General features: G+C 49.3%; 10 protein-coding genes. 2 read left to right on the top strand and 8 right to left on the bottom strand.

The window, feature by feature from the left end:
* The 8 genes from KDK19_RS00400 to KDK19_RS00365 all read right to left on the bottom strand — a co-directional run.
* The coding region (locus tag KDK19_RS00400) for an EscT/YscT/HrcT family type III secretion system export apparatus protein (protein ID WP_257291100.1) at positions 1-482 on the bottom strand (482 nt) is incomplete at its 3' end.
* 14 nt (positions 483-496) lie between these two features.
* The gene (gene sctS, locus KDK19_RS00395; RefSeq protein ID WP_257255319.1) at positions 497-760 is read right to left on the bottom strand and encodes a type III secretion system export apparatus subunit SctS; all 264 of its coding nucleotides are present in this window, start codon (positions 758-760) and stop codon (positions 497-499) included.
* A gap of 21 nt (positions 761-781) precedes the next feature.
* The gene (gene sctR / locus KDK19_RS00390) at positions 782-1,441 is read right to left on the bottom strand and encodes a type III secretion system export apparatus subunit SctR (protein WP_257255320.1); all 660 of its coding nucleotides are present in this window, start codon (positions 1,439-1,441) and stop codon (positions 782-784) included.
* A gap of 37 nt (positions 1,442-1,478) precedes the next feature.
* Positions 1,479-2,504 carry a type III secretion system cytoplasmic ring protein SctQ gene (gene sctQ, locus KDK19_RS00385; RefSeq protein WP_257255321.1) on the bottom strand — a complete coding sequence of 342 codons (1,026 nt, stop codon included), beginning with the start codon at positions 2,502-2,504 and terminating at the stop codon, positions 1,479-1,481.
* Between the two features lie 18 nt (positions 2,505-2,522).
* Positions 2,523-3,296 (bottom strand): type III secretion HpaP family protein, encoded by a 774-nt coding sequence (locus tag KDK19_RS00380; protein WP_257255322.1) that lies wholly within the window; start codon positions 3,294-3,296, stop codon positions 2,523-2,525.
* A 27-nt stretch (positions 3,297-3,323) separates the two neighbouring features.
* Positions 3,324-3,785 (bottom strand): type III secretion protein, encoded by a 462-nt coding sequence (locus tag KDK19_RS00375; RefSeq protein WP_257255323.1) that lies wholly within the window; start codon positions 3,783-3,785, stop codon positions 3,324-3,326.
* A 5-nt stretch (positions 3,786-3,790) separates the two neighbouring features.
* Positions 3,791-5,122 carry a type III secretion system ATPase SctN gene (sctN, locus tag KDK19_RS00370; protein ID WP_257279772.1) on the bottom strand — a complete coding sequence of 444 codons (1,332 nt, stop codon included), beginning with the start codon at positions 5,120-5,122 and terminating at the stop codon, positions 3,791-3,793.
* A gap of 109 nt (positions 5,123-5,231) precedes the next feature.
* Entirely contained in the window at positions 5,232-5,729 is a 498-nt protein-coding gene (locus KDK19_RS00365) for a type III secretion system chaperone (protein WP_257255325.1), read from the bottom strand.
* Between the two features lie 247 nt (positions 5,730-5,976).
* On the opposite strand from KDK19_RS00365, the gene tadA reads away from it, so the two are divergent.
* Positions 5,977-6,474, top strand: a complete 498-nt coding sequence (gene tadA, locus KDK19_RS00360; RefSeq protein WP_257287530.1) for a tRNA adenosine(34) deaminase TadA — start codon at positions 5,977-5,979, stop codon at positions 6,472-6,474.
* 172 nt (positions 6,475-6,646) lie between these two features.
* The coding region (locus KDK19_RS00355) for a hypothetical protein (protein WP_257291099.1) at positions 6,647-6,891 on the top strand (245 nt) is incomplete at its 3' end.

Below are 6,891 nucleotides of genomic sequence, written 5' to 3'. Positions count from 1 at the left end.
ACAGGCCATACGTCATAGCTGATGAACAGACTTTGCAGCAACAGCAGAAATAAGCCACTGACCATGAAAATAGCGGTAAAAGCCTGAGAGAACAAGACACCCATGGGGGAAGTTTCCGCACCGGACAGAGGATTCAGGGCGCTGGCCATGGAAGCACCCCGTTGGTTATCAATGAAGAAACCCGCCGATTCCAGTGCCCAGAATGGAATGGTGATACAAAACCCGATAATGGCCCCTATAAAAGCTTCTTTAAGAACAAATCCGGCCGTAGCATAAATGGTGAGGGCTTCATCGGGTTTGTGTTCTGCCAGCATAGGATGGAGAAACAGGACCATGCAGGCGCAAATGCCATTTCGCATCATGGCGCCACCCAGCATGCGCTTGTGCAGGAAAGGGATCAGAGTGAACAGGGCAACAATTCTGGGCATGCCCATGGTAAATACATAAAACCACTCTTTTAGCTCATCTATTGGGATGACCATGGCGGATTACCCGGTTATAGGTCCGGAATTTTGTTCATGATGGCCAGAGAGTAATGATAAATCTCAATGCCCAACCATCGGGCAGTGGCAAAGATGCTGATGATGACGGCAATCAGCTTGAAGGCAAAGGGCAGGGTTTGCTCCTGGATCTGGGTCAGGGCCTGGATCAAACTGATCAGCAGACCTACGCCAGCCGCGGCAATGATCGGAGGCATGGATAAAACCAGAGTCAGCATCAGTGCCTGAGCTGTCAGCTGAATGATGTCCGAATCTACCATGCTCTTTTCCCTTGAGGCTTTCTAGCCATAACTTAATACCAGTCCCTGAATCAAACGGGTCCAACCGTCCAGCAAGACAAACAGGAGCAGTTTGAAAGGCAGGGATATGGTCATGGGAGAGACCATCATCATACCCATGGCCAGCAGGATGTTTGAGACGATCAGGTCGATGACGATGAAAGGCAAATAGAGCAAAAAGCCAATTTGGAACGCCTTGGTCAATTCCGTGATACAAAAAGAGGGCAGCAGCACAATAAAGTCATCCCCCGAGAGTTCCTGCTGGTATTTTTTTGGCCACAGAAGGCGTGCAGACTTCAGAAAGAAGTTACGCTCTTTTTCGTTGGTGTTGTCTTTGAGAAATTGCTTGTAAGGGGCGCTGGCCAGCTTGAAGGATTCGATCCAGGACAGATCCTCAAAATTAATCTTTTCAGGTTCCAGCAATTCATAAGACTGATAGCCTATAGGTGCCATGATGTAGAGTGTCAAAATAATGGCCAGCGCGTTCATGGCAATGTTGGGAGGAATCTGCTGAAGACCGGTGGCGTTTCTGAGAATGGAAAAGACCACCACCAGTTTCAAAAAAGAAGTGCCCATGACTGCCATGAATGGAATCAGCGCCATCAGTGCCAGTGGCACCATCAAATAAAATGGGCTGGTCAAATTCAGTATGCCGCTTTCCATGGCGGGAACCTGCTCTACTGGATGTACTGCCTGGTTATTAGGATTCGGTCTTTCCCGTGAGTTCTGTAATCCGGGCTCCGAGGCGGCCTTCTATTTCCACCAACTGGCATTTACCAATCAGCTGGCCATTGGCTCTGATCTTGACCGGTGCTTCCACAGGGTTACTGAGCTGGAAAACATACCCAGGCGTCAGGCTTTGCAATTCTGCGAATGTCAGCTGTTGTTCGCCCACTTCGAACATCAGCATCACGGGCAAATCATGAAGATCAATAGGGGTAGCAGGTGCCTGCGGAGCTTCGCCTTCTGGCATAGGCTCTTCATGCTCTGTGTACCCTTGGGCAGAATAATCTTCCATCGGCTGAAGCCTCTGTGAAATAGTGAGCCGGGTATCCTCAAGAGTGCCGAGAAACGCAGCATTCTGTTTGATTTTTACAATCACCTCTGAGTGACTGACATATTTTTCCAGAAAAACAATGTCGCCTTCTTCCAGATCATTGAGTTCACTGCGGTTCAGTGAGGTACTGCCTTTTTGCAGGGATACCCATAAAGGTATATCGGGCAGTGAGATAGATTGATGAGGTGGAATTGACTTCAACAGGTTCTCTATCACCTCGGAATACTCAATCTGAATGCTGGAACGGATGCTCCCGGCTTCAAGATCCACTGCAATTAAAGGGGCGTCTGTTTGCTCGGCAGGTTTGAGATGAGTGAGTGTGACAGACTGACCCAGCATCTGGCCCAAAAAATTAAACAAGGGGGTCAGGCTGCTCGAAATAGCCGCTTCACGAAGACTTTCAGGCAGTTTTTTAATGATTTGATGGTCGAGCTTTTTGGGCAAAAGAAAATCCAGAACCTGATGGCCCAGATAGAGTTTGTTGGGGTAGCCAGCCAGTTCTATATCGGCCTGCCAGCTGGAGGTCTGGTGATCAAGACCGGCAAGAGAGACAGTGAATTCGATACCGTTCAGTTGAATCTGGTAGCGGGTTTTGCGACGACACAGGAGCTGCCCCAACTGAAGCTCGGTTGCTGATATTGATTCAAACTTCAGTGGTATTGGTTCCATCAGTGTTTATCCGTTCTCTCAGGAATCATCGTTTTCCTGTTCTTCTTCACCCACGTACTCCTGCCGGGAACGCCCCTCACTCTGTTCGCCACCTCCGCCAGACAGGTTGATGTTGACCTGAACTTTTTCACCCAGCTTTTCGAGATTCTTCATCAAGCTGGCTTCATTGGCTTGCAGAAAGTTGTGGGAGTCTGCTGAAGAGGTATTCATGGTCACTTGCAGTTCACCAGAGACTCTCTGAATACGGATTTCGGTGCCCGGCAGAATATTGTCTTTCAGAGTGATTCGAACTTCGGCTCCTTCGATAGCGTCTTTTGAAGACACCATGATTTTATCAACCAGCTTGTTGATGACTTCATTGATTTCTTTGGGGCCACTGACGGCCTGAATGCTTTTCAATTGAACTTCAGAGGCCTGCTGGGTTTCCCTAACCTGACCGATCACATGCTCAGTGCCGTCACGCAGAGACTGCATGGCACCCTCTTCCAGACCTTTTTGACCTTCCTGACCTTTTTGACCTTCCTGACCTTCACGGCCACCGCCCTGGTCTTTGAACTTGCCTTCCAGAGCTTCCTTGGCACTTTTTCTGCGCTCTGCCATCAGGCTTTCAAGGCTTTGATCGCCCTTGGATTCCCCTTTGGTACTTTTCGGATCTTCTTTCTTTTTCATTTTTTTGGAAAAGTCAGAAGCCTGATCCTCAGACACTTTCTGGCTCTGATTCTGGCTCTGATTTTGAGCGGGCTGGTTGTTGCTATTCTGCTGAACATTCTGATTAGAGTGTGTGGGCTGCATGGTTGGCCTCCTTGCGATCTGTGCACCCTAGAATTTCGGACGAACAGTAAATTCTTCCATTTCCAGATCTTCGAGGCGAGCGGCTTCCTTTGCGGCTTCCTCGTCCTGAGCTTTGGTAAACTCTTCAAACTTTTCCACAGCCTGCATGGCTTTCGCATGATCTTCACGGGCCTGCTCAAGCTGTTCTTTGGCCTTTTCGACATTCTGTCTGGCTTCGTTGATGGCCTGTTCCAGCAGAACATCCTTTTCACGCATCTGGGCTACCTTGGCTTTTAGCTGATCCAGTTCATTCTGCTTCACCGCAGTATTGATAATGTTATCGTAGAGCCTTTCTTCTTCTTTACAGCGCCAGTCAATGTACTCTTCCAGTTCCTGCTCTTTGTTTTTGACTTCCAGCTGAGCCTGCTCCAGACGATATTCACACTTGCGAACTTCGTCCTGAGCAGACTTTTCCCGAATCTGCTTAACCTTGAGAAGTTCGTGCAGCATTCAGATCAGACTCCAACGACACGACGCAGTTGCTGGATGGTGGTGTCATAGTCACTCAGTTCATCGGTGCGCTGCTTCAGGAAGGTTCTTATGGCGTCTATTTTCCGCAAGGCTTCATCCGCCACTGCATCTGAGCCCGCTTTATACTCACCGACCTTAACCAGCAGTTCAATCTCTTCGAACTTGGCCAGAAGTTCCCTGAGTTTGCCCGCTGCGGCTTTGTGCTCTTCCGGGGTGATGGCATTCATGACACGGCTGGCACTGGATAGCACATCAATGGCCGGGTAGTGGTTAGCGGCAGCCAACTTTCTGGAAAGGATGATGTGTCCGTCCAGAATGGATCGGGTCTCATCCGCTACCGGTTCAGTCATATCATCACCTTCTACCAGTACGGTGTAGAGTGCTGTGATTGAACCTGTATCAGACATACCGGCACGCTCCATTAACTTGGGAAGCGTGGCAAAGACTGAGGGTGGAAAACCTCGACGGGTTGGCGGCTCGCCGGCTGCCAGACCTATTTCACGCTGGGCACGGGCAAAACGGGTGACGGAATCCATTAGCAGAAGGACTTTTTTACCTTTGTCCCTGAAATACTCTGCGACGGCTGTGGCAGTATAGGCCGCTTTGGCTCTTTCCATGGACGATTTGTCAGAAGTGGCAACGATAATGACGGACTTCTTGACGCCTTCCGGGCCCAGATCATGCTCGATAAATTCCCTGAGTTCCCGTCCCCTTTCACCGATCAGCGCGAGGACTGTGACATCCACTTCAGCCCCTTTAACCAGCATCGAGAGCAGCGTACTCTTACCACCGCCGGCGGCAGCGAAGATCCCCATACGCTGTCCTTCTCCGCAGGTCAGTACGCCATCCAGGACTCTCAGGCCCAGTGGTAATGGTTTATCAATGATCTGGCGAGTCATGGGGTCAGGACTGTCGGCATAAACCGGATACCAGGTCTCAGGCTCCACTCCGTCGAAGGCTTCCGGGTTTAAAGGGTTTCCCATACCATCAAGCACGTGACCCAGAAGGTGAGAGCCAACGCCTACATGGTGAACCTTACCCGTGGGAATCACTTCTGTTGTGGAGGAGATACCCATGATTTCACCCATGGGAGAGAGTACCGTTTCGTGCCCCTGAAAGCCAACGACCTCGGCGTAGCTGGTCCTGTCATCGTTTGGCGTCACCAGCTCACACAACTCGCCAATCTTGACACCGGGAACCGCCGCTTTGATGATCATGCCCTGTACTTCGGTAACACGGCCACGAATATCCAGTAGCCGGCTGCTTTCAACCGCATTTTGAAGCGCAGAAGTGAGGTAGTTAAGTGCTTCGGCCACGATCCCCGTCTCCTTTGTTACCCGTTGTTTTTTTTCTGTTCAGGATTTGATTAGTCAGAAAGAAAAAGAGGGCTGAATAAGCCCTCTTTTTCGGTGTGTTGATCAAGAATCAGACCATCATACCCATGTCTCCAGGTCCGCCGGGAGCGGTGGGAGGAGGCTTTGGACCACTCTCTTTGGGTGGTGCGGTACCATCGCTTTCAGTATTATTCACCTCGGAGATCACCCATTCAAGTGTGTTGACGAACTTCTCCAGGGTGGACTCAAAGTTGCCGTAGTCCGACGAAGCCTGCATAGAGCGAATCAGCAGAATTTCAGACTTGTCATGGTTCAGAGCGTGAAAAGCACCCTGCATACTGTGATGCTGAAGGTTCAGTGACAGGAGCTTTTCGTAGAGGCTGGTTTTGGCATCGTCGTGAGCATCCATGGGTTTTACTGAAGAGACAAACACCAGTGCTTCGTCTTCTTCCAGATATTCCATATTCACGATCAGGGTATCATCAAAACAGAGACCGCAGGCATCGTGTTCATTTAAGCTGAGCTCGCCCAGACCGATGCTCTCTGCAAAATGCTGTATATTCTCTTCTACATTTTGCTTGTAACTCATTCGATCATACCCTCCAATGGTACTTAGTCAGAAACTGAAATAACGATAATTAACTCTCAGTATATATCGCTCTTTTGCATTGCGTTGGAGAATTCCTGAACACCCGATCCGGAGAACTCCAGAACTTGATTAGTGTCTTTATCGGTCAAAGTGGCGAACGTCTGTATACTTGTTTCAACTTTTTTTTTACGTGTGAGTTGAATCGTTAACTCACGGCAGTTTCTTCGTTGAGTAGTGAGATTCTTTTTTGGCAGATCAAAACACGGATAGCCTCTGGATGCGCGAGGCCCTGAAGGAAGCGGAAAAAGCCCGGGAAAAAGATGAGGTTCCGGTCGGGGCCGTTGTGGTCAGGGGTGGCGAAATAATAGGCCGGGGTTTTAACCAGCCCATCAGCGGCTGCAATCCGGTGGCCCATGCTGAGGTAATGGCCTTACAGGAAGCGGCCGCCACCCTCAACAACTACCGATTGGTGGATTGTGAACTCTACGTGACCCTTGAACCTTGCACCATGTGTGCCGGAGCGATTATCCACAGTCGGCTAAAACGGGTGATTTTTGGTGCCCCGGAACCCAAGGCCGGGGCTCTGGTCAGTCAGAGCCGAACATTGGAGTTGCCCTATATGAATTATCGGGTGGAAATGACTCCCGGGGTTCTTGAAGAGGAGTGTAGCGAAATCATTTCCTCCTTTTTCAGAGCCCGGCGTGAGGCCAAAAAAGCAGAGAATAAACGTTTGAAGTTGTGCTGAAATGGTGCATTCGGCTTTTTGAAAAGCGGATATGAATGAGTGCCGTTGTAAAAAACCAACGAACGATGGAACTTTTCATTGGAAGGAATGTCGAAGATTGACCTCTCATTGAAGGGGCAAGCCAAATTCTGGCTTTCTTATGATTTGATCTTTGACATTTGGAGTACATTCGATGAGAAAACTCGTTTTGACAGTCTTATTGGTGGCGTCTTCCACGGTTTGTGCGGAAATACGAAAAATAGAGGAGCAAACGCATGTGGATGCGTGGGGTGCAAGAGTCATGACAAGTTACTTTGACACAGTGTCTGAACAGTATTGTCTGGTGGTTATTGATAGTGAAAAATCAAATGTGCTTATGAACTGCAAAGCTGTCCATGAACTCTCAGAGCAGGCGCAAAAAAACATTCTCGGCGAGAA

Origin of the sequence: Endozoicomonas sp. ONNA1 (assembly GCF_024606325.1) — a bacterium.
Classification (GTDB): domain Bacteria; phylum Pseudomonadota; class Gammaproteobacteria; order Pseudomonadales; family Endozoicomonadaceae; genus Endozoicomonas_A.
This window is presented reverse-complemented; position numbering and strand designations above follow the sequence as displayed.